This window comes from Nostoc sp. UCD121, from assembly GCF_014222285.1.
Classification (GTDB): domain Bacteria; phylum Cyanobacteriota; class Cyanobacteriia; order Cyanobacteriales; family Nostocaceae; genus Nostoc.
Genome location: NZ_JACKZS010000002.1, coordinates 37,823 through 60,846, shown reverse-complemented (window position 1 = coordinate 60,846; position 23,024 = coordinate 37,823). Strand labels below are relative to the sequence as shown.

Annotated in this window: 22 protein-coding genes; 16 read left to right on the top strand and 6 right to left on the bottom strand. The window is 41.0% G+C overall.

Annotation, left to right across the window (positions count from 1 at the left end):
* The first annotated feature begins 131 nt into the window (after positions 1–131).
* From GNF10_RS00855 to GNF10_RS00825, 7 genes are all read left to right on the top strand, one after another.
* The gene (locus GNF10_RS00855; RefSeq protein WP_185585951.1) at positions 132–644 is read left to right on the top strand and encodes a DUF2808 domain-containing protein; all 513 of its coding nucleotides are present in this window, start codon (positions 132–134) and stop codon (positions 642–644) included.
* Positions 645–746: 102 nt separating this feature from the next.
* A complete protein-coding gene (rpmH, locus tag GNF10_RS00850; protein ID WP_012408291.1) occupies positions 747–881 on the top strand; it encodes a 50S ribosomal protein L34 in 135 nt (44 codons plus the stop codon).
* A 26-nt stretch (positions 882–907) separates the two neighbouring features.
* Entirely contained in the window at positions 908–1,330 is a 423-nt protein-coding gene (gene rnpA, locus GNF10_RS00845) for a ribonuclease P protein component (protein ID WP_185585952.1), read from the top strand.
* Positions 1,317–1,709, top strand: a complete 393-nt coding sequence (locus GNF10_RS00840; RefSeq protein WP_185585953.1) for a PH domain-containing protein — start codon at positions 1,317–1,319, stop codon at positions 1,707–1,709. The genes rnpA and GNF10_RS00840 overlap by 14 nt, the downstream gene beginning before the upstream one ends.
* Before the next feature lie 190 nt (positions 1,710–1,899).
* Positions 1,900–3,051, top strand: a complete 1,152-nt coding sequence (gene yidC, locus GNF10_RS00835; RefSeq protein WP_185585954.1) for a membrane protein insertase YidC — start codon at positions 1,900–1,902, stop codon at positions 3,049–3,051.
* Complete coding sequence (locus GNF10_RS00830) at positions 3,048–3,575, top strand: R3H domain-containing nucleic acid-binding protein (RefSeq protein WP_114081017.1); 528 nt, start codon at positions 3,048–3,050, stop codon at positions 3,573–3,575. Before yidC ends, GNF10_RS00830 begins: the two co-directional genes overlap by 4 nt.
* A gap of 162 nt (positions 3,576–3,737) precedes the next feature.
* Positions 3,738–4,259 carry a DUF177 domain-containing protein gene (locus GNF10_RS00825; protein ID WP_114081018.1) on the top strand — a complete coding sequence of 174 codons (522 nt, stop codon included), beginning with the start codon at positions 3,738–3,740 and terminating at the stop codon, positions 4,257–4,259.
* Positions 4,260–4,371: 112 nt separating this feature from the next.
* Here GNF10_RS00825 and GNF10_RS00820 read toward each other — a convergent pair whose 3' ends face one another.
* The gene (locus GNF10_RS00820; RefSeq protein WP_185592485.1) at positions 4,372–4,563 is read right to left on the bottom strand and encodes a hypothetical protein; all 192 of its coding nucleotides are present in this window, start codon (positions 4,561–4,563) and stop codon (positions 4,372–4,374) included.
* Positions 4,564–4,627: 64 nt separating this feature from the next.
* On the opposite strand from GNF10_RS00820, the gene GNF10_RS00815 reads away from it, so the two are divergent.
* The 3 genes from GNF10_RS00815 to GNF10_RS00805 all read left to right on the top strand — a co-directional run bounded on the left by GNF10_RS00815 (position 4,628) and on the right by GNF10_RS00805 (position 8,479).
* Entirely contained in the window at positions 4,628–6,139 is a 1,512-nt protein-coding gene (locus GNF10_RS00815; RefSeq protein ID WP_185585955.1) for an AAA family ATPase, read from the top strand.
* 119 nt (positions 6,140–6,258) lie between these two features.
* A complete protein-coding gene (locus GNF10_RS00810) occupies positions 6,259–6,807 on the top strand; it encodes an SH3 domain-containing protein (RefSeq protein ID WP_185585956.1) in 549 nt (182 codons plus the stop codon).
* 187 nt (positions 6,808–6,994) lie between these two features.
* Positions 6,995–8,479, top strand: coding sequence for a peptidoglycan-binding domain-containing protein (locus tag GNF10_RS00805; RefSeq protein WP_311774092.1), 1,485 nt, complete (start codon positions 6,995–6,997; stop codon positions 8,477–8,479).
* On the opposite strand, the gene sbcC is transcribed toward GNF10_RS00805, so the two are convergent.
* Entirely contained in the window at positions 8,476–11,502 is a 3,027-nt protein-coding gene (gene sbcC / locus GNF10_RS00800; RefSeq protein ID WP_185585957.1) for an exonuclease subunit SbcC, read from the bottom strand. The two genes, GNF10_RS00805 and sbcC, sit on opposite strands and share 4 nt — an antisense overlap.
* A 424-nt stretch (positions 11,503–11,926) precedes the next feature.
* On the opposite strand from sbcC, the gene GNF10_RS00795 reads away from it, so the two are divergent.
* Positions 11,927–12,904: a DUF4351 domain-containing protein gene (locus GNF10_RS00795; RefSeq protein WP_185585958.1), complete on the top strand. Its 978-nt coding sequence runs from the start codon at positions 11,927–11,929 to the stop codon at positions 12,902–12,904.
* A gap of 57 nt (positions 12,905–12,961) precedes the next feature.
* On the opposite strand, the gene GNF10_RS00790 is transcribed toward GNF10_RS00795, so the two are convergent.
* Positions 12,962–15,043, bottom strand: a complete 2,082-nt coding sequence (locus tag GNF10_RS00790) for a cation:proton antiporter (RefSeq protein WP_185585959.1) — start codon at positions 15,041–15,043, stop codon at positions 12,962–12,964.
* Between the two features lie 416 nt (positions 15,044–15,459).
* Here GNF10_RS00790 and bchM point away from each other — a divergent pair, with 416 nt between their 5' ends.
* Positions 15,460–16,146: a magnesium protoporphyrin IX methyltransferase gene (gene bchM / locus GNF10_RS00785; protein ID WP_163926899.1), complete on the top strand. Its 687-nt coding sequence runs from the start codon at positions 15,460–15,462 to the stop codon at positions 16,144–16,146.
* A 172-nt stretch (positions 16,147–16,318) separates the two neighbouring features.
* Here bchM and GNF10_RS00780 read toward each other — a convergent pair whose 3' ends face one another.
* Positions 16,319–16,975 (bottom strand): DUF1295 domain-containing protein, encoded by a 657-nt coding sequence (locus GNF10_RS00780; protein ID WP_185585250.1) that lies wholly within the window; start codon positions 16,973–16,975, stop codon positions 16,319–16,321.
* 198 nt (positions 16,976–17,173) lie between these two features.
* On the opposite strand from GNF10_RS00780, the gene GNF10_RS00775 reads away from it, so the two are divergent.
* Both GNF10_RS00775 and GNF10_RS00770 read left to right on the top strand, forming a co-directional pair.
* Entirely contained in the window at positions 17,174–17,662 is a 489-nt protein-coding gene (locus GNF10_RS00775) for a hypothetical protein (protein ID WP_114081027.1), read from the top strand.
* A gap of 80 nt (positions 17,663–17,742) precedes the next feature.
* The gene (locus GNF10_RS00770) at positions 17,743–18,123 is read left to right on the top strand and encodes a DUF423 domain-containing protein (RefSeq protein ID WP_185585249.1); all 381 of its coding nucleotides are present in this window, start codon (positions 17,743–17,745) and stop codon (positions 18,121–18,123) included.
* A 189-nt stretch (positions 18,124–18,312) separates the two neighbouring features.
* On the opposite strand, the gene GNF10_RS00765 is transcribed toward GNF10_RS00770, so the two are convergent.
* Positions 18,313–19,080: a nucleotidyltransferase domain-containing protein gene (locus tag GNF10_RS00765; protein WP_221643650.1), complete on the bottom strand. Its 768-nt coding sequence runs from the start codon at positions 19,078–19,080 to the stop codon at positions 18,313–18,315.
* Here GNF10_RS00765 and egtC point away from each other — a divergent pair.
* Entirely contained in the window at positions 19,079–19,867 is a 789-nt protein-coding gene (egtC, locus tag GNF10_RS00760) for an ergothioneine biosynthesis protein EgtC (RefSeq protein WP_185585248.1), read from the top strand. The genes GNF10_RS00765 and egtC overlap by 2 nt on opposite strands.
* 344 nt (positions 19,868–20,211) lie before the next feature.
* Here egtC and GNF10_RS00755 read toward each other — a convergent pair whose 3' ends face one another.
* A complete protein-coding gene (locus GNF10_RS00755) occupies positions 20,212–20,526 on the bottom strand; it encodes a hypothetical protein (RefSeq protein WP_185585247.1) in 315 nt (104 codons plus the stop codon).
* A 752-nt stretch (positions 20,527–21,278) separates the two neighbouring features.
* Between GNF10_RS00755 and GNF10_RS00750 the strand changes: the two genes are divergently transcribed.
* Positions 21,279–22,571: a hypothetical protein gene (locus GNF10_RS00750; RefSeq protein WP_185585246.1), complete on the top strand. Its 1,293-nt coding sequence runs from the start codon at positions 21,279–21,281 to the stop codon at positions 22,569–22,571.
* Positions 22,572–23,024: the final 453 nt, after the last annotated feature.

Genomic DNA, 23,024 nt, shown 5'->3' with positions numbered 1-23,024 from the left:
CAGGGAAGATGGCACTTTTTGTTGTTACTGAACGTCAATTGTCAGGAAGTGAGTAGTAAACTTTAGTAACGAATACTAACACACGGTTATTTTAGATAACAGATTTATTTTTTGGTAGAGGAAGCTCAATTATGCGACGTTTACTTTCCGCTTTAGCCGTGACTAGCTGTTTAGTGACTGGATTTCCAGCCCTGACTTGGGCACAAAGTTTACCTGGATTTACGCTGTTTAGTGGCATTAAATCCGAAAATCAACTGCCTTTCCGATTAGATTTTGGTGGACAAGCCAATGGTTGGGATCGATATATATTAAGGATTCCAGCCCAAAGAATGAAATTGGCTGTTGGTCAATTTGCCATTACCTACCCTGAATATTACAAAGGAACTTTTGACCAGAACAAAATTGAAGTTCGAGTCAAAGGCAAAGCAGTTCCGCTTTCTGAGGTGAAGTGGGACAAAGAAGGTAAGCTGATTAATATTTTTCCTCAAGAGCCTGTACCAGCAGGTAGCGCAGTTGAGGTAGTCTTATCTAACGTGAAAAATCCATCCTTCGGCGGTGTTTACTACTTCAACTGTCAAGTGCTTTCCCCTGGTGATGTGCCACTATTGCGCTACATGGGAACATGGATTTTGAGCATCAATTAAAAGTGCTGATTGGGTGTAACCACAGCAATTCCCAATTCACTAAAAAAGTGATACAATTAGAGATTGTGAGTTTTTATAAAAATCACCTAAGAGGAGAGCAGTATGAAAAGAACACTAGGCGGTACTAGCCGTAAGAGAAAAAGAACCTCTGGTTTTCGCGCCAGAATGCGGACACCAGATGGTAGAAACGTAATTAGAGCTAGGAGAAAAAAGGGCCGTCACCGTTTGAGCGTTTAGGGCATATTTAAGCTAAAAGAGTATCTGTGGCTTTGCCTAAAGCAAATCGGCTAAAATCCCGCAAGGATTTTCAGGCAGTTTTCCGGGAAGGAATTCGGCGTAATGGCTCTTATTTAACATTGAGAGCCTTAAAGCCGTTGTCTTCAAGAAAACCTTCTTTGGACACTGCCACTCAGACTACACAACCAATTGACTCACTGCATATTTCCAGCATACGCATTGGTATTTCTATAAGCACAAAAGTTAGCAAAAGGGCAGTGGTTCGCAACCGAATCAAACGGCAAATTACTTCTGTTTTATATAGTTTGCTGCCCAAATTATCACCAGGATGGCGATTAGTGTTCATTGTCAAACCCACAGTGGCAGAATCTAAGTGCGTAAGCCCACAATTTCTGCAAGAATTAGAGCAGTTGTTGGCACAAGCTGAGGTGTTCGATGGGAATTCGTGAAGATGTTTATTATGAAGGTGGCCCCCATATTGGGGATTTAATTGTCAACGTGCTGATTGGGTTAACCATTGTCGGGATACCGTTAACAGTTGGGGCAATTGTCAGGGCATTGTGGCTGCGTTTCCGCATCACCGATCGCCGAGTTACAGTAAGCGGAGGTTGGCAGGGGCGCGATCGCACTGACATAATTTACTCAGAAATTGTCAAAGTTGTCACAATCCCCCGTGGCATTGGCTTGTGGGGAGATATGGTACTAACCTTAAAAAACGGCAGTCGTCTCGAATTGCGTGCAATTCCCAAATTTCGGGAAGTCTATGACTACATTAACGAAAGAATTGCTGCGAAAAATCCCGAATATAGCGTTACTGCTAATAAGTGATGAGCAGGGGAAGCAGAGGGCAGGGAGCAGGGGAAGAAAAACGATTGGTTAATTCCCAATTCCTATTTCCCATTTCCCATTTCCCATTTAATTGTGCGGCTATCCGTAGCGAAGGGTAGTCGCACATAATTTATGATTTAGATAAATTAGATTCAGTCAGTTTACAGTACCTCAGGTTGAATTCAGAATAATGGATTTTGGTATCGGCTTTCTCTCGAACAACGTGATGTTGCCAATCATAGATTTCTTCTATGGTATATTTCCGAGCTACGGATTGGCGATCGTTGCTTTGACATTGATAGTCCGCTTCGCGCTCTATCCCCTGAGTGCTGGCTCAATTCGCAACATGCGGAAGATGCGAATTGTACAACCTCTGATGCAGAAGCGGATGGCAGAAATTAAAGAGCGCTATAAGGATGAACCGCAAAAACAGCAAGAGGAAATGGTCAATGTTCAAAAAGAATTTGGCAATCCCTTAGCAGGCTGTTTTCCGTTATTAGTGCAAATGCCGGTTTTATTAGCGCTGTTTGCCACTTTGCGGGGTTCGCCTTTTGCAAGTGCAAACTACAGCGTTAACCTGCAAATCGTTCCCGCAGAACAAATCGAGCAGATTCAACCGCAAGCCTTTGCTACTGCTCCTCAAAATATTTATATTGCAGATGGGGAACACGTTAAAGTAGCTGCAATCCTTCCCAGTGGTAACAAACTAGCTGTGGGAGAACAAACTAAGATCCAATATCAGACTGTTGAGGGCAAACCATTTCAGGTACTTTTAGCAGAACACCCAGAAAATAAGCTAACTCCTGATTGGAAAATAACCAAAGGCGAAGATCGGATAAAAATTGATGCTGATGGCAATGTAGAAGCCTTGCAACCTGGAGAAGTTAGTATTCAAGGAACAATTCCTGGACTAGCAGCAGAAAAAGGTTTTTTATTCATTGATGCTTTAGGAAGGGTTGGCGCACAAGATCCAGATGGAACAATCCACTGGGATATTGTCGCTATGATCGTCTTCTTTGGAATCAGCCTTTATGTTAGCCAAATGCTTTCTGGGCAAAATTCCAGTGGTGGTAATCCGCAGCAAGATACAGTTAACAAAATTACTCCAGTTATATTTTCTGGGATGTTTTTGTTCTTCCCCCTACCAGCCGGGGTGTTGATGTATATGGTGATTGGTAACATTTTCCAAACTGCACAAACTTATCTTCTCTCCCGCGAACCTCTACCAGAAGAACTGCAAAAAATTGTAGAAACCCAAGAGAAAGAAGCAACAGTCATCGAACAAAAAGCATTGCCATTTGAACCGAAAAGTTCTAAGAAAAAGGCTACAGGGGGATCATGAGCAATATTTCGATGCAGCGAGGTCAGCAGTGGTTAAAAACCCTGCTGGAACTCACTGGAGTACCTGCTGAGATTCAGGGTCATTTAGAAACTCCCCAATCTCAAGACAGCGATTCCCCAGAACCAGATAATTACTGGTTGACAATCGATCAAACAAATTTGACGACAGAACAAATCCAGATATTAATTGGTACTGATGGTTCTGTGCTAGATGCGATTCAGTATCTAGCAAATTCGGTTTTAAACCTGAGCCAACCCCCAGAAGAACAAGCCTCTTACACTATTGAGTTGAATGGCTACCGGGTCAAAAGAGAAGCCGAAATTCGCGCATTAGCAGAAGCAGCAGCCGATGAAGTGCGCTTTTCTGGTAGAGAAGTAGAAATCAAATCTCTCAGTTCTGCTGAAAGGCGACAAATCCATACCTTCTTGAAGGAATTTGGAGATTTGGAAACCTTCAGTCGTGGTAAAGAACCACATCGTCATCTGGTTGTGCGACCAGCTTCGTTGGAAGAAGTTAGGGGTTAGGAGAGACGCAATTAATCACGTCTCTACAGGAGTTAGGAGTTAATTGAAAGCTCAATATAATTTCAAAATTTCTCTTGTTCCTAAAAGCTAAAATAAAGATGTAGTATCAGTATTATTGCTGGTAATGACCATTAATTTTCGTGAGGATGTCTCACAAATCCTATGGACGCAATTTATATTCCGCAGCTAACTAAAGCCCCGGAGCGGACAGAGGAAGTTCAAGTTGAGGAATTTCTGCCTGGTCTGGAAACGTTAACACCAGTTCGCGGTCATGTGCGCGTTCAGCATCATGGCACTTATCTGGAAGTATCTGCTCAGGCAGAAACAATTATTACTTGTACCTGCAATCGCTGCTTGCAGCAATACAATCGCCGCTTAGGGCTTGATACCAAAGAAATCATCTGGTTAGACGAAGCTGCAAATCAAGTAAATGACTTGCCCCTAGAAAGGGAAGTGATTATGGAAGAGTTGCTTGAAACCCTGCCACCCGATGGTCATTTTTATCCCAACGAATGGCTGTATGAGCAGATGTGTTTGGCAGTACCTCAGCGCCAATTGTGCGATCGCAATTGTCCAGGTATTCCTGTAAGTAGTACTGTTGATACTCCTGATAATCCTGGAACGCCAGTTGATAACCGTTGGGCATCTCTGGAAGCACTGAAAAAGCAACTTCCGGGACAATAATTTGGTAATTCGTCAGACTGAAATCTGCGCTTAAACCAACTAAGCCTGTCTACACAGGCTTATTGTTTTATATTTTATTAAATACTTCTGGTAGGAGTTGATAGTCATATTCCTATCTAAAAGATATCAAAAATTGTTGTGTTTTATCACTTACTAAAACTAATACCGATTCTGTATGAAGATGCACTAAACCAACAATAAACCCCGAATGTTTAGCGGTCTGTTTGAGAACAGCGTTATCTTGATTTGTGCATAGTTGCTGAACAAGAAAAGCAATATTGTATTGTTCTTCCTGGTTACTCATTGGCTTTCTGAACCAAGAAAGTTGTACATTGCGTTCAAGATAAACTAACCAATAACAGCTATATATGAACTTCCGTGAAGAGTTTAAACTGCTGCTACGTGCCCGCTACCCTTTGATTTATATTCCAACTTATGAGGAAGAACGGGTAGAAGCAGCTATTCGGGAAGAAGCAACTAACCAGGGTAATCGCCCAGTGTATACTTGGGATTTTGTCGATGGCTATCAGGGAAACCCCAATGATGTTGGGTTTGGGCGACGTAATCCGTTGCAAGCTTTGGAATTTATCGAAAAATTACCAACTTCCGCGCCAGCTGTATTGATTCTCCGAGATTATCATCGCTTTTTAGATGATGTAGCGATCGCCCGCAAACTCCGCAATCTATCCAGACTTCTCAAATCGCAACCAAAAAATATTGTCCTACTATCGCCACGCATCGCCATTCCTGACGATTTAACCGAAGTTTTGACAGTCGTCGAGTTTCCCTTACCCGCCGCCCCAGAAATTAAAACTGAGGTGGAACGCTTACTACAAAGTACTGGTAACTCCCTTTCTGGCCAAGTTTTAGATGACTTGGTGCGTTCTTGTCAAGGGCTTTCGATGGAACGGATTCGTCGGGTTTTGGCAAAGGCGATCGCTACCCACGGCGAATTGCAACCAGAAGACGTGGATCTGGTTTTGGAAGAAAAGCGCCAAACTATCCGCCAAACCCAAATCTTGGACTTCTACCCCGCCACTGAGCAAATTTCTGATATCGGTGGACTAGATAACTTGAAAGACTGGCTGATCCGTCGGGGAGGCTCATTTACTGATAAGGCCCGACAGTACGGATTACCGCACCCCCGTGGTTTAATGTTGGTGGGTATTCAGGGAACTGGTAAATCTTTAACGGCAAAAGCGATCGCTCATCACTGGCATTTACCCTTACTACGTCTGGATGTGGGCAGGCTATTTGGTGGTTTAGTGGGTGAATCAGAATCTCGAACTCGGCAAATGATCCAAGTAGCTGAAGCCTTAGCCCCCTGTATTTTGTGGATTGATGAAATAGATAAAGCCTTTGCCGGAATTGGTAGCAAAGGTGATGCCGGAACAGCCAGCCGTGTGTTTGGTACTTTTATTAACTGGCTAGCCGAAAAAAGCTCACCGGTGTTTGTTGTCGCCACCGCCAACGATATCCAAGCCTTACCGCCAGAAATGCTGCGTAAAGGGCGTTTTGATGAAATTTTCTTTGTGGGATTGCCCACCCAAGAAGAGAGAAAAGCAATTTATGATGTTCATTTATCCCGATTGCGCCCCCATAACTTGAAAAGTTATGACATCGAAAGGTTAGCTTATGAAACGCCTGATTTTTCCGGGGCAGAGATTGAGCAAACTTTAATTGAAGCGATGCATATTGGATTTAGCCAAAACCGCGACTTTGCTACTGATGATATTTTAGAAGCCGCGAGTCAGATTGTACCCTTGGCGCGAACTGCTGTAGAGCAAATTCAGCAACTCCAAGAATGGGCGGCGGCTGGGAGAGCGCGTTTAGCGTCGAAACATAATCCTTTAAGCGAACGCCTCCGGCGCACTACATGAACGCTTTAACAGTAGCTACAATAATTGATCAGTTAATAATTGCTGAGTCAATAGTCAACAGTTAATCATGCATTACTATTGACTATTGACTATTTACTACTGGCGATCTGGTTTTAACTATGTTGTCTGGCTTAACAAAATTTATACTTGGGATTTTCTTAGCGATCGCTGTGCTAATAGGTGGCGGCGCTGCAATTGCACTCTATTTCATGAATCGCACCGGCATACCCCCTGCCAAACCTGTTTATTCCAACGATAGTCCTTCGGTGAAAGCCAAAGCTCCAAAAGGAACTGAGATTGGAGGAGCTAAACCTAGCCTGACACCTGGGACATCTAGTAAATCGTCTCCAAGCTCAAGCCCCACTCCTACAGAATCGCCAAAACCTACCCCATCAGCAAAACCATTGCCATCGGGAGCTTACCGAGGGCGTGTTAGTTGGGCTGAAGGCTTGAGTTTGCGATCGCAACCAAATCAAGAGGCTGAGAAAATTGGTGGGGTTGCTTTTAATCAAAAAATTATTATTTTGGAAGAAAGCGAAGACAAAGGTTGGCAAAAGATCCGTTTGGAAGGTAGCGAACAAGAAGGCTGGGTGAAAGCAGGTAATACTGAAAAAGTTGATGAGCAAAAGCCTGAAAAACCAGAGGATACAGAAAAAACAGAGCAATAACAATTCCATAAATAAATTTAGTTGCTCTGAAACCAGGATGGCTCTTTTAATTGTTTCTCCCTTCTAAGAGCAGATCCCCTGCCACCTGCATCTTCTAAAAAATTACTTGTAAAGAATCATACAAAAAGCAAATATGACACAGAGAAACTAGTATAATCTTGTATGGTCATAACTTGAAAAAAAGCAAGTGAAAACAGGGGTAAATAGCTATTTAACCAAGCTTGCCTCAGTCTCCGAGGCATCTGAAAGCATCCAGGTTGTTCCTACCGTAGCTAATTTCAAATTTTTGAATTGGAAAAAGTTATCTAGCGGTGCAGCGATGCGTCTTGTATCTGCGGCAATAATTACGGGGCTTCTGAGTGTCGCTGGGCAAGCTTTAGCACTTCAAAAAATAGGAAGTAATGGGTCTGAAGTTAGCAGTAACCAGAGGTGTTTAAAAAAGTTAGGCTACTTTAATGGCCCAGTCAGTGGCAAATTTGCTAGTTTGACTCAAAATGCTGTAATCAGATTTCAGCAAGCTAATAGAATACCTGCTGATGGAGTTGTAGGTATTAATACGCAACAAGCATTACAAAGAGCTTGTCAAAGTAGAACTACTAGTAGGAATACTAGTAGCGCATCGCGTTCGGCAAGTGGTCAATATCCTGTTCTCTCTCAAGGCAAAGCTGGTGCAGCCGTCACAAGGTTACAACAGCGTCTGCGGCAGTTAGGCTACTTGAATGTTAATCCCAATGGGAATTTCGGCCCAAAGACTAGAGATGCTGTAGTCAAATTCCAGCGAAATTATCGCATAACTGCTAACGGAATTGTAAATCGACAAACTTGGAATGCACTACTGGGTTCCTCTCCAACTCAAGCTAGATCCTCTAGATCGTCGAGTCTTTCTACTCAACAAGTGAGAGAATTACAAGTGCGTTTGCGACAGCTAGGTTATTTTAATACAAATCCTACTGGGACTATTGGCCCAATAACTAAAAATGCTGTGATCAAATTCCAGCAAAATTCTCGTCTCCCGATTGATGGTATTGCCGATGCTCAAGTTCTAGAGGCAGCGCGTAGAGTCTCAACGGGTGGATCTATTACTCAACAACCGAGCAGAGATTATCTGACTGTAGGCGATCGCGGAGATAATGTCGCATTAGTTCAACAGCGTTTATTGCAGTTGAATTTATCTAATACCAATCCTAATGGATTTTTCAGCAATGATACCAGAGAATCTGTAATTGCATTCCAGCAATCTTCTCAACTTAATGTTACTGGAAATGTAGATTGGGCAACTTGGCAAGCATTAGGGTTGGATAGCTCAACTGGGGGCAATTATACTGAGGCTAATAGCTCTGTATTACCTGAAACTCGCTATCTAGTACCTGTTAATACTGGTTATGCTACACCTGAAAATAATCGCTATGTATTACCTCCTGCCAATGCCTATGCTGTACCTGGGACTAATGGCAACACATTAGTTGCTAGTAATCCTTACAGAGTAATAATACCAATTTCGAATAACGATACTCTGAGTAAGGTACAGCAATATATACCCAATGCGGTTACAGAGCAATCCCATCTAGGGGATTATGTGAATGCTGGAGCATTTAACGATCGCGCACAAGCCGAAACCCTAACGAAAATGCTTCGCTCTTATGGTCTGGATGCACGGGTAAAATTCAATTAAATTGACAAACTCAACTGCGAACCTTCTTGAGTTTTATTCACCTCAATCCTGGCTTGGAAAGCTTCTTTGAGGTGGGGCATGTGGGTGACAGTGAGGATGCAGGCAAAATCGGAGGCGATCGCATTAATCGCTGCAATCAAGCGATCGCATCCTTCGGCATCTTGTGTACCAAAACCCTCATCCACAATTAACAATTGCAACGCCGCCCCTGCCCGTTGCGCTAATAATTTTGCCAGGGCTAAACGGATGGCAAAGTTAATTCTAAAGGCTTCTCCACCAGAGTAAGTTTCATAAGATCGCGTTCCTCTAGAATCGGCGATTAAAATATCTAGGGTATCTATCAGCTTGGCATTTTTCTTGGTTGATTTAGCACTGCGCCCAGCTTTTTGAGTAATAAATTGGACATGGAACTGATTACCACTCAGCCGCGAAAGCAATTGATTTGTCTCGGCTTCTAGTTGTGGTAACACATTTTCAATCATCAGTGCTTGGATACCATTTTTACCAAAAGCTTGCGCTAATTCCTGATAAACACGATACTCCTGCTTGCAAGATTGTAATTGCTGTTGCTGTTGTTCGTACTGAATTTGCAGCGTTTCCAGTTGAAGCGCCAACTGTTCCAAACGCCCCAACTTGGCTATTTGTTCATCGAGTTGCCGTCTGCGGATTGCTAACTGCTGCTCTAAAGCTTGAATTTGGGCAGATGGGTTAGCTGTTGCTTGTAGTTGCTGGATAATGCTTTCAATTTGTCCGCCAAGTTTTTGCCGTTCCGTTACTCTGGCGCTTCTAGAGTCCTCTAACTCTTGCAATCTCGTCTGGAGTTGGGGATACTGCTGCTGGGCTGATTGCAGTTGTTGATACCGCAAATGCCAAGATTGAGCTTGGCGAACAGCCAGACGTAAACTATTGTGCTGCTCGGAACTGTAGCCAATTTCGGTAATGTGACGTTCAAGAGCCGCGATTTGTTTAGCACATTCAGAATCAGTTTGATCTTGCTGGATTCTGACTTGTAATTGAGCAATTTGGGATTGTAATTCTGGTTTTCGAGCTAATAGTTGCGCTTGCCGCTTAGTAGCATCTTTAATCTGCCCTTGTTTAATTTCTGCCCATCGCCACCGCTCAACTTCACTCCGGGCGAGGGCGTGATCTTGTTCATTATAATTAGCTTGTTGCAGATATTGGTCTAACTGCCGGAGTTCGGCTTGTTTATCGGGAGCGTAATCACCAGCTTGGAGTGATCGCTCTAAATGCTGTTTTTCGGCAGCAATTTGTTGTAACTGTTGTTGGACATCAGTTGTAGCTTCTAACTGGGCTGCCAACTGCCCTCGCTGCTCACGTAAACCATCGTAATTCGCCAATTGTTGAGAAATTTCTCGATATTCCTGCCTAAGTACCTGAATTTCTCTGTCAGACACAGCCATTTGTTCCCGGACTACCCAAAACTGCCCTTGGGTATCCTCTAACTCAGCCTGGGTTTTTTCCACCACTCGGCTCCAGTGATGTTCATCTAAAGGGCGTTCGCACAATGGACAAAGAGCTTCAGGATTTTGCAGCATTTGCAATTTCTGCTCTAATTCTCCCAATAGCTTTTCATAGTCACGTTGATGAGCTTGCAGACGTTCGATAAAGTGTCGCCTTTCATGCCCTTTTTCCTGCACTCGTTGCAGATAAACCCGCTTTTTCTCCAGTTCCTCAATCTGGATTGCCACATCCATCACCGCTTGTTGCAGTTGCGGTTGGCGGTGCTGCTGGCGTTGCAATTGGTTTTCAGTACTTTGGAGTTGTTCGAGTCGCGCTACTAAACCAGCATGAGTGCGATCGAGTTGGCTTTGTAAAGTTGCTCGTTGTTGCAACAACGGAGTCACTTGCATTTGCAGTTGATCCAGACGAGCAACATGGTGACGGGCTGCGGCTAATTGTGACAAAGCAGCTTCTACTTCACCTGATTTAGTCAGAGTTTGCTGAATATCTCGCTCTTGTTGCTGCAAAGCTTCTAACTGCGCTTGGGCTTGTTGCAGTTGCCGTTCGATTTCGTGAATTTGTTTGGTAAGCTGTTGTTGCTTTTGTTGGCGAGTCTGCCCAGCGCGAGTGTATTCTTCAAATTTGGCAGCAAAGGCTTCTTCTTGAGATTGGAGACTTTGATATTGGGCGTACCCAGTTTTAATCTCAGCTTCTTGGTGTAATATTTTTTCTAAATCTGATAACTGGGAGCCAATAGCTGATTGTTCTTGTTGGAGGCGATCGCAATCTTGGGTAAGATTTTGGTATTGCTGTTTTATAAAGTTGAGTTGTTGTTCCCAATTTTGGCGCTGGTGCTGGACAACTTGCAAACTTTGTAATTGAATATTATCAAAGGCTTGTACCTGTTGCAGTTGGTTGAGTTCGGCTTCTAACTCCACTCTTTGCGCTTCGGTTGTCTCGCGTTGTTGCAATTGAATTTTAATCGACTCCAAAGAACGCTCTAACTCTACTGCCCTTGCTTTGAACTGACGAGAAGATTCCTTTGCCCGTTCTTCCAAATCATCGTACTGATTGAGTTTCAACAACTCCGCTAAAATTTCTTTGCGTTCCGTGGGGCGCTTGAGCATGAATTCATCTGCACGGCCTTGACGTAAGTAGGCAGAGTTAATAAAAGTATCGTAATCGAGCTTGATGTGTTCTAAAATCAAATCTTGGGTTGCTCTTACTCCTTTGCCTGTGAGTGAGCGAAACCCAGATGGAATTTCTATTTGAAATTCCAGAACGCTAGTACCTCCCCGAATTCGGGTACGAATTACGCGATATTTTTGCTGGTTACTTTGAAAAGTAAAATCAACCCGAACTTCTTTCGCGCCAGAATAGATGACATCATCTTCAGCAGTGGCGCGGCTTTCACCCCAAATTGCCCAAGTGATTGCTTCCAGAAGCGAAGATTTACCTGCACCATTGGAACCCGAAATACAAGCCGTATGCAAACCACGAAAATCTAAAGTTGCATCACGGTAACTAAGAAAGTTTTTGAGGATAAGTTGTACTGGGATCATTCACGCTATAGCGCCACATCTACTTTTAATAATTAACAGTACAGATGCACTGTTTGTTAGTTTAGCTATCTAGATATCAGGTTTCTAGTCTTGAAGACATCAATTTTACAAAAATTAACAATAAAATGAGCAAATTTTTCTTGTTGGATGAAAAATTTTTGCTATTTTCGGAGAAAAATGAAACTTCCGTGGAGAGCGATCGTTATTTATCCCTGTCGTCTGCGGTGAAAACATTATAATGACTGTGGCGAATTTTCGAAAGACGATGAGCGATCGCACCAAAAACAATCTTAAGCATCAAGTCTCATTTTGACTTATTTACAAGCTAAAGGGAATGTACGCGAAAGAGGAACTTCTAACCTGCCTGAAAAACATTAGCTGCTCACACCTTACTATTTAAGAACATGAATTTACCAATCAACTGATGATCGAGGAACGAGAAAGAGCCGATAACGATTCGCCGTGGAAAGAAATTTTAGAAGCCTACTTTCCCCAAGCAATGCAGTTTTTCTTCCCCCAAACAGCAGCATTAATTAATTGGGAACGTCCCCACGAGTTTCTCGACAAGGAATTTCAACAAATAGCACGGGACGCGGAACTTGGTAGAAGATATGCAGATAAGTTAGTCAAAGTCTGGCAAATTCAAGGAGAGGAAATTTGGCTGTTGATTCATGTCGAAGTTCAGGCTAAACCGGAAGATACGTTTGCTCAAAGGATGTTTTCTTACAACCTGCGAATTTTTGACAAATTTGCTCAACCAGCCATTAGCCTAGCAATTTTGTGTGATGCTGACTCTACTTGGAGACCAAATCAATACAGTTACAATTATCCCGATTGTGGTCTGAATTTTAGATTTGGAACTATCAAACTGCTGGATTATCAACAACAATGGACAGAGTTAGAAAATAGCGATAATCCGTTTGCAACGGTGGTAATGGCACATTTGAAAACCCAGCAAACTAATAAACAGCCAGGAGAACGGAAAAATTGGAAATTTAGCTTAATTCGGCGGTTATATGAACAAGAGCTGCAAGAAAGGGATATTCGCAACCTCTATCGTTTTATCGATTGGGTTATGATTTTACCAAAAGCATTAGAAGCAGAATTTTGGCAAGAATTTAAGTTATTCGAGCAGGAGCGTACCATGAGTTACATCACTACAGGCGAGCGCATTGGCTACGAGCGAGGAAAGGAAGAAGGAAAACAGGAAGGAAAACAGGAAGGTGAGAAAGCACTCGTCCTACGACAGCTACAAAAACGGGTAGGAGAGTTACCCGACGAAGTTCAAGAACGAATTCAAAGTCTTTCTCTAGAACAGTTGGAAGCACTGGGTGAGGCTTTGTTAGATTTTAGTGCGATCGCTGATTTGCTCAATTGGCTACAAGCTCATCAAACAGTTTAGTGCGTGCGATCGCACCTTTCATTGATTTATGAAGAGTATCCCAGACTACTCCCCACATCATGAGTGAGGTTCTCCCAACAACACAATTGAACACTTCAATTCTCTAAGTAACTGCGTTGTCACTTCGCTGACGGCTAATCCGCCGGCTGTGCGATAACGAACGGAACGCAACACCGCTAAATCAAACGCCTGAGCCTCCCGAATTATGACTCTAGCAACATCATCACCTTTGATTGTTTGGATATTTGTATTCACTTTTAATTGACTTTTAGAGGTAATATCAGACAATTGAGATACAAAGTTTTCTACTCGATTCTGAGGTGTTTTGCGATCGGATATATGTAACAGTACAACTTCCGCCTGATTAACATCAGCTAAAATCTGAGCAAACCGCAAAGCGCCTATAGTTTGCCGCGTTAAGTCTCCAACTGGTACAAGAATTCTTTGGATTGCTTTAGGGCTGCTCAAGAGGCGTGTTACTGCTACTGGACAGTGAGAAGACCAGAAAACGCTATCAATTACACTACCAAATAAGCGGGCACGGAAACCTGTTGTTTGCGACCAACCCATCACTACTAAACTAGCATTTTGCTCTCGACTGGCGCGGCTAATTCCTAAAGCTGCATCATCATCAATCCGAATTGCTGGCGATACTTCTACCTCAAATTCTTGACTGATTTCTTTAGCTAAATTCAATCTTTCTCGACTTTGACCGAGTGCTGTTACTAACTGCGGATCATCCATCTGAATATGCGCTCTAGTAATAGCTAATGGCACAATCTTTCCAGATTCATGACTAGCCAGTAACGCTGCCATTTCTATTAGATAGCGCTGGGTTTGAGGGTTGTATATTGGCACTACTACAGTGAATGAATCTTGTTTTTTTTCTACTAGCTCATCTTCATTACCTTGCCACCAAGTTGTTAAACTATCTGTTTCCAAATCTGACTGAGAAAGCTGTAATGAAGAAGCGACTCGTGATGTGATTACTGGGCCCAAAATAGCTGTCACCAGCATCAGGACAATCACACTGTTTAAGACAGCTTCACTGATTAAGCGTTCACCAGCAGGATTTACAGTTTGATAAGCAACCAAGGTTGCTGCTAGTGTGGCTGCTACTTGTGGTAGTGACAATGACCACATTGTTAGCATTTCTACTGTGTTGTAGCGAAACAATAATTTGGCTAAGAATGCTGCTATAAATTTGCTACCAATCAAAGCTATTACAATTACCAGAGTCAGCCAAATTGAACTGAGGGTTTTGATAAATGCAGGGATATTGATCAATAATCCCATGTCCACGAAGAAACAAGGGATAAATAAAACACTACCAATAAACTCGATTTTTTCTTTGACTGGGCTACGCCCCAGAACGTCGTTGACAGCTAAACCTGCTAAAAACGCACCAACAATTTTTTCAACTCCAATTACCTGCGCTCCGACAGATGCCAAAAATAATGCTAGTAATATAAACAAAAACTGGTTACTTTGTTCATCCCCAGAGCGGCGAAAAAACTCTTTTCCTGCCCAGTCAAAGCCAAACAGGACAACAGCAGTGTAAATTGCTAATCCACCCAATAAAATCGCTAAACTCATGGCGGAGAATTGCCCTCCATGAATTCCAACACAAATCGCTAATACTAGCAAAGCACCTGTGTCAGTAAAAATTGTGGCACCAATCGTGACGGTTACAGCTTCATTCGTTACCACTCCCAGACGACTCACAATTGGATATGCTAAGAGAGTATGAGAGGCCAGTAAAGAACCAATGAGGAAGGAGGAATTCCAACCAAAATTGAATAATCGTCCTGTAGCAATGCCAGCAATCATTGGAACTAAAAATGTTAAAATGCCAAACCCAATTGAGCGATTTCTAGTTTTACGAAACTGCTCTAAGTCAATTTCTAAACCTGCCACAAACATCAAATAAAGTTTGCCGATCTCCGAGAGCAGATTGATAGTTTCAGACTCAGGGTTTAATAACTTTAGTCCATTTTGTCCTAATAATATACCTGCGACTAACAACCCCACTAATCCAGGTAGTCTTAGCCGCTCAAATATAGGGGGTACAGTAAAGATTACTGTTAGGAGAATCGTAAATGCAACGATAGGACTGTCTGTTAACGAGTTCAGTGCCATGTCTAAATAATTAAGATTAAATAGAAAACATACAATAGCTCTAAGAAAATTTACTTAAAACTTTTCTATGATTCAGTTTTATTGGTTACAAAAAGCTAAATCGTTAACAGCATAAATGTTGCGATCGCAATTACGGCTCTACCTAAAGAAGGGGTTGTCCACATCTACAGGTTGAAATAAGAATGAAATTTATAGTAAAGAAAAGAATGAATGTTTAAATAGTAGTAAATAGTACCAAAAAGTCATAAAACGGTAATATTTACTTAAAAATAGCAGTTCTCGTTTAAATGATTAGAAGCGCACATATTTGTGTCCCTACTTTTCTGCACCATATCTAGAAAAATCTGGAAGACCACTCTTATGGGTTCCTATCAATGATAATTTTAAGCATTGGGAACCCCTAAAAATCAGAGTTTATGAACGCAGCCGACGATAAAACGATTGTTCGTGAGTATTTCAATTCCACAGGGTTTGACCGTTGGAAGCGAATCTATGGCGATGGCGAAGTCAACAAAGTCCAATTAGACATTCGCAATGGACACCAGCAAACCGTAGATACAGTTATCGGCTGGTTAAAGGCTGATAACAATTTACCAGAGCTATCAATCTGTGATGCTGGGTGTGGTGTCGGTAGTCTCAGCATCCCTTTAGCAGTAGATGGAGCCAAAGTCTATGCCACCGATATCTCTGAAAAAATGGTGGAAGAAGGCAAGGATAGAGCAAAGCTTACCTTGGGGAATGAGGAAAATCCCACTTTTGCCGTGCAGGACTTGGAATCGTTGAGCGGTAGTTACCATACTGTTATTTGCTTGGATGTTCTCATTCACTATCCCCAAGAAAAAGCGGATGAGATGATATCTCATCTCTGTTCTTTAGCACAATCACGGATAATTCTCAGTTTTGCGCCAAAGACCTGTGCCCTGACTATACTCAAGAAAATTGGCAGTTTCTTTCCTGGGCCAAGTAAAGCGACTCGTGCATATTTGCATCGTGAGGCTGATGTGGTCAGAATCTTGGAAAGCAATGGCTTTTCATTGCAACGAAAGGCGATGACGAAGACTCGCTTCTATTTTTCTCGCCTACTTGAAGCTACACGCAACTAAATTTAGGATCGCAGCAAGATAAAATTATACCTTTGCTGCGATTTAAAAATCTTAAGGCTTAACACTGGTAAGTATTCTAGTACAGCGATCGCTCTGAGTTTGGAGCATGAACAATTATCATAGCGATCGCATAGCCATATTTAAGTAATAAAGGCAAAATTCATCCTGTATCTTACCAAATAAATGGAATCAAACGAGAACTAGATTGTTGATACTCTGCATACTCTGGATACTTGACAGACATTGCCTGTTCTTTTTGAGATATACGCCAAAGATAGAAGATAAAAATGTATCCCGGCACTAAATAAGCCCAAAAGGAGCCAGCTACAACGCTAAAACTTAAGTACCGCAGCAAATCTGCAAAATAATTGATATTGCGAGAAAAACGCCAAATATTATCACGTACTAGTCCAGCTTGAAACTGTTTGGCAGTGAGCTTTTGGACATCAGCAGTGGCATTGATAAGGCTACCAAAAATGTAGAGTAAAAGTGCAATAGCAGCTGTTGCCATTGATAAGGGAACAGGATTGATAAATGCTAAGTATCCAGGTAAGACATAAAAAAATCCTACAATTAATACTGTAAGAATGAGAGTTACTACCCCAGATGGCTGATTAAATATCTTTTGTCGCTCTGGAAACAACCACTGTTCCAGCAACCACCACAGACAGTAGCTAATATGTAGACACATATAAATAACCTGTCGCCAGTCTCGGATACCGAAAACGATAGCAAAACCAATCAAAGAAAAAATTGTAATGACTTTTGCCAAATTAATGGCTTTTAATACGGTTATTCCAGGGTTTTCAGCATTGACAGTGTTCTGCATAAGTTATTGAAATAAAGGCTCTTCATTACTTATTATGCTAAATACATCTGTAGAGAGTTTGTAAGACAAGTGAGCAATTTAAGCGGAGATCGTTGAAGCAAGAATCACCCGACTTTGAGTTGTGTGAGGTTCAAATATTGGAACCTTTACGAAAGTCAGGTTAAAATCGCTAGCAAAGTTCAAATTTGAAGTGGAACTATGAAAACTGCTGAAAAATTGGCTGCCGGTTGGCTACTGACATTCGGATTTATGTTTGTAATGCTATCAGCAGCAGAGGTATTTAATAAAACGACTATGGAAAAATCAATCACCCTACCCTTATCCTGGGATGGCTCGATTGAGTTCGTAGCACCAACAGATACCCCTGTAATTGATAATACTGCGGTAGAACGTCTAATTTTTGGTGTTCCTAGCCTAACGCTGGGCACATGGTTAGCATTGGGATTATATCGTCAAAGTCGGCAAGAAAAAAAGGCGCTTAATCAACAAGTTAGCGATCGCCTGCAATCGATTTTTTATGGGATGCTACAAGAAAATCATGGGCGTGTAACTGTTTTAGGCTTTGCAATGAAGTCACAACTACCCGCAGCCCATGCTAGGCAGTATTTAGACGAAAAAGCTAAAGAATTCAATGCAAACTTTAAGGTGAACGAAGAAGGGGCTGTATCATATCATTTTGATGTCTAATTGTCATTTGTCCTTTGTTATTAACTAATGACTAATGACCAATGACAAATGACCAATAATCAACTTACCGCTAGGGTCTAATGACGCAGATTTTTTTGAGCATAGCTGCCATTTTAGGCGGTTTGTCAGTTGCTGCTGGTGCTTTTGCTTCCCATGCCTTGCGGGAAAAAATTAGTGAGCGATCGCTAGAAATTTTCGAAACTGGCGCTCGTTACCAAATGTATCATGCTCTGGCACTTTTTCTAGTTGCAATACTAATTAGTCGCACTGAGTCCCCTCAACCCACTCTCATCGCTAGTGGATGGCTGTTTCTCGCTGGCATTGCCATTTTCTCAGGTAGCTTGTATGCCATTAGCTTAACTGGTATTAAGTCCTTGGGAGCGATCGCACCACTAGGTGGGGCAGCCTTTCTCGCTGGTTGGGGTACCTTAGCTTTTGCTGCTTGGAATTTGAAGTTGTAAAAAAGTTAGAAATTAATAGTTAAGGAAATACCAAAAAATAAATTATCCGATATTTGTAGGTTGCTTTTAGTTCACATATCACGGTGTATTACCTCGTTCTATCTAACACATCCTACAAATTGGATATTTTTTTATTTGGAAGTATTGAAAGCAAGAAGAACATTTTTAAACAGGATTTGCAAATAAAACTTATTTCCGTAATTTTACATTAGTTCTCAGGTTTACTAGCAAATTATGTAAAGCCGCATTTGCTGAAGGTACTTCAGGTAATAGACTATATTCGTATGCTTCCTGCAACTTATGACGCAGACGTTCATATTCTGTTTGATGAAAATCTAGATTAACATTTAACACAACAGACTTTTCTTTCCCCACTAGCTTTTGGGCAATTAAATCATGAATATATGGTAAATTGAAAAGCTCATTTAATTTCATTAGATTAGCTTCAAGTATACCTGTTTGCATCAAATAAATCCCTGTCAACAAAACTCGATAAACATAAAGTAAAGGCTTTAATTGATACGTGTGTTCTTTTTCAAAAAGCTTCCATTGTGTTGCAGCAAAACCAATATAATGGTAATAATGGTGACGGGTAATGCAACCTTTGGCAATAAATTTTAATTCCTCGGCTTCGGGTGAATTTGTTAATACTAAAGGTGAGTATAGTTGTTCTAATACGTAGCCATTTTTTTTAAGCAGCATTAAAAAGAATTTCTTGACATCATGAGTTACTAAATCAATTTCTAAAGCTTCGCGAATTTCTGAAACTTCAATAGTTTCATTCCCAGTTTCTAATCCTACAACTTTTTCAACTGGTAAAATATGCACCCCACGCAAGTCATAATCAGAATCAGGTGACGGAAAACCATATAAGTGGGAACCACTAATGATGGCGAATAAAAGCGGGTAAGGCTGTTGCCCAATGATTGTGTTAATAGAAGGTGGAATATTCATCATGTGCCGTTTACTTGCTTACCTTGGTTCGCCTGTTTCTTTAGAGCATCTTTTGTATAAACCAGAACACTCACTCATAGTTCAGGGTTATAAACCCCGCGAAATGACTTCTGGGGTAGTAAATGCAGATGGTTTTGGTGTGGGTTGGTATCATAGCCAAAAAGATATCGAACCATTTACCTACAAAAATACCCTACCTATTTGGAATGATATAAACTTACCCAGTCTCAGCCGTTACGTTGAATCCAAGTGTGTGCTTGCTTATGTCCGCAGTGCTACATCGCAACAAGCCGTAGATTTTGCTAATTGTCAGCCCTTTAAACATCAACAACAGCTATTTATTCACAATGGAAGGATTGAAAATTTCCATAAAACATTACACAGAAAAATCCGCAGCACTTTAACTCAAGATTTTTACGAAAAAATTAATGGTAATACTGACTCTGAACACATATTTGCATTATTACTTTCACAAAGTCAAATTAACAAACATCGCCCTCCAGAGTATGCTTTACGTACTACATTATTAACATTATTAGAGATGGCAAAGCGCTATCAAGTAGAAGCCTCAATCAATGTAATCTTTAGCAACGGACATCGCCTGATAGCTTCTCGATTTGCTACAACTTCTCCGGCTCCATCTCTTTATTGGATTAGAGACGATCCGACTTTTTCAAATTCTGTAATTATTGCGTCTGAACCTCTATTTATAGGTAACTGGAATGCTTTTCCAGAAAATAGCATAATTACTGTGGGAGCAGACTGTGAGATTCAAATCGAGAAAATTTAGTATAAAAGAAGCTATTTTTCAAACCTTATTTAGGCTATTCATACAATATCGGCTGATTGATGTGTGTGCAGATATTTTGGAAAGTAGGGTATGCCTAACATATATAGCGGTTCTCAATATAGACCCTAGGCCCCAACCCTTGTTGTGTTGGGGGATAACGCTCAAATCTTCTCTTCTTTTAAAAGAGAAAAATGGAAGTGAAGTCAAGGTATATTGCATACAAACGAGAACCACTATGGATGAGATTCTTCTCACTCCAGCAAAAGAGAACAATTAGAATCTCTGTTGCTGGAGTCATATTTTCACTCAATAAATTTGAACATCCTGTAAATATTAGCTGTTGATTATTGCTGCATCGAAGGTGTAGGGAAAATTCTGCTGAATATAGGAAGCCGTGGCTTTGGCTTCGTCGCAGCTATATTTGCATTCGCAGCAGAAGAGTTATTGCTTACCTCAGAGAGGATAGCTGGTTTGTTATTAGTAAAATTGGCAGAATCACTCAATGGAGTAGCCAGAGATGAATTTGAAGATACGGAACTAACATTCTCAGTATTCTGATTGTTGGGCTTTACCGGAGTTTGACCTTGACATGGAGTAATCATCAAAGTCGAAGTTGTTCCTAATGCCAGTATGAGGAAATGAGAAAAATATTGTTGCATGGAGATTTGCAATGGGGTTGGTAAATATTCAAATTTTCAAGGAGTTGTGCTTGCTCCTAGTTATAAATAAACCGTAGCTATAGGATGTAAATCATGGCAATGTTTTCCTATGTAACCTGAATTTTGGGTTTCATAAGTTAATGAATACTAGCATTTACTAGTAAATTAATTATCTGAAAAAGCTTAAGCGTACCGAGTCAAATACCCTATAAATTAAGGGTAATGTAAATTTCTCTTTAATAAAAAGAGAATGGCTATTTCAAGACTGCTGAATCAGTCTGTTAGAGAGATAGCAAATAGATACACCTGAAATAGCTGACGTTTTTGTTCATCAACTAAGCCAGCACAACAATTTCTACTTTAGTTGCATTTCACCTGCTAATAAAAGAGAAATAGTACTGATTTTTTAATAAAGATAGTTTATAAGAGATCAACTCTTAACTCGCATCTTTAAGTAACTAAAGCAGAAAGTATATGAACTTTTAATAAAACCTGAGCTTTATGAAGTAGCTTCTGTAAAAAATACGTGTATACGTTCAGTAATAGATACTATTCGTTTATCTCCATACATCCTAAAGCCGTATCCCGTTTACCAGCCAGCAGTCAACTGATAATTTTTTGAGCTTATGTTGATATTTTAAGCTTTACGATCCCATCTGAAACTTTCAGAGCTTCTGGGGATTCTTACGAGTTAGACTAGACTTCTCTAGTTAGGAATAACAATACCCACGCCCCTATTTTTATGAAAATATATGAAATTTAGAACCTTCAAATATCCTTTCGCACTCATGCTAGTCAGCTTCAGTTTTTTGCAGACAGCTGATGCTCAAACTCCTGTAGCTGAAATTTCCAAGCTATCTCAAGAAGTTTCTGTACTTCGGAAACAAGGCCCAAGCGGGTTACAACTATTTCTCAAATCTCATGCGAATAAGTTAAATATTAATTCTTCAGATGCAGTTCTACCTTCATCTGCACTCCGGGTAGCTTTAGACGAACTCTGTCAACAACGAGATTGTTATGCCTCTCGTCTGTACTGGTACACTGACATAGAACAAGCTAAAGCTGCTGCTAGAACTAGTGGTAAACCTATTTTATCTCTGCGGTTGCTGGGCAGACTGGATCAGGATTTGAGTTGTGCCAATAGTAGGTTTTTCAGGGTAGCGCTGTATCCTAATAGTGAAATTTCTAAGCTGCTTCAAAACCACTTTATTTTGCACTGGCAATCGGTGCGCCCTGTACCCAAAGTAACGATTGATTTTGGCGATGGACGCAAGTTGGAGCGGACAATTACAGGCAATAGCATTCACTATATATTAGATGCATCAGGTCGTCCAATCGACGCAATTCCAGGATTATATAGTCCCAAAGCATTTTTACTTCAGTTACAGCAGGCTGAAGTAGCGGTAAAAGATTATAGCAAACTTGCAAAAAGCGATCGCGAGGCTTTTTTAAGAAAATACCACAGCGATCGTCTAAACTCTATCCAAGCCCAATGGGTTGCAGATTTATCCCACCTGGGTATCCAATCTCCCCCTAAGTTGGTGAAAGTTCCGAGCAATCCCAGTCAGCCACCTACAGCAGAAAGAGCAAGTTCTTTAGCAGTTTCTAAGATGAGAGTTGAAACGCCAATGCTGAGAGCTTTTCAGTCTGATGCTGAACGGAATCAAAATGCTTTAGCTGAAATTACCGACCAGGAAGTTTGGAACAAAATCGCTCAACTCTATGCCGCAGATGTCAAGCTAGATCAAAATAGTATCTCTTTAATCAGAGCTAAAAAGTCTCAGCCTGCCAACACGAAAGAAGATAATTTGCCGATAATAGTGAAAAAATTTGAAACCACAATGGCTTTAGATACAGTCAGAAATGAATATATGCTACACAGCCAAATTCATCAATGGTTTATGCAAGCAAAGCAAACAAGCAGTGTGGAAGCCCTAAATGAGCAAGTATACACCCAACTATTTTTAACTCCTAGTTCTGACCCGTGGTTAGGGCTTTTCCCCAGCGATAGCTACAGTGCTATTGATAATGATGGCATCCGTTAAGTTAATACAGTAGATTTTAGGTATTTACACCACAGCTGAGACGAGGAGTTGAGAATAGGACAGTGCAGTTCAATTACTTGAAAAGCGCTGTAAATTGAAGTAAATAAAAGGGAGTGACGAGATTTTATAGTATTGACACCTCACCCATCACTCCTTATAACTTGCGCGTTGATTAGCTGTTACGCATTGTTAAATTACATCAGCTGACTGCTTCATTTATCCTCTAACTAAAGAGGCGGATAATTGTTAAGTTGTTATGTGATTTCCAATACGTATATTTTTAATTTCTCAAACAGAATTCAGTAATCAGAAGTTCACTTAGTATCTTATATGACTAGCAGGCTTTGGTTTTCCTTTGCCTGTGCTAGAGAATTCCATAATTGATTTTAAGAGCCAAAGACTTTGATTCTATACTTTTTACAGAATTTGAAAATATTGTTGTGAAATTTGTTG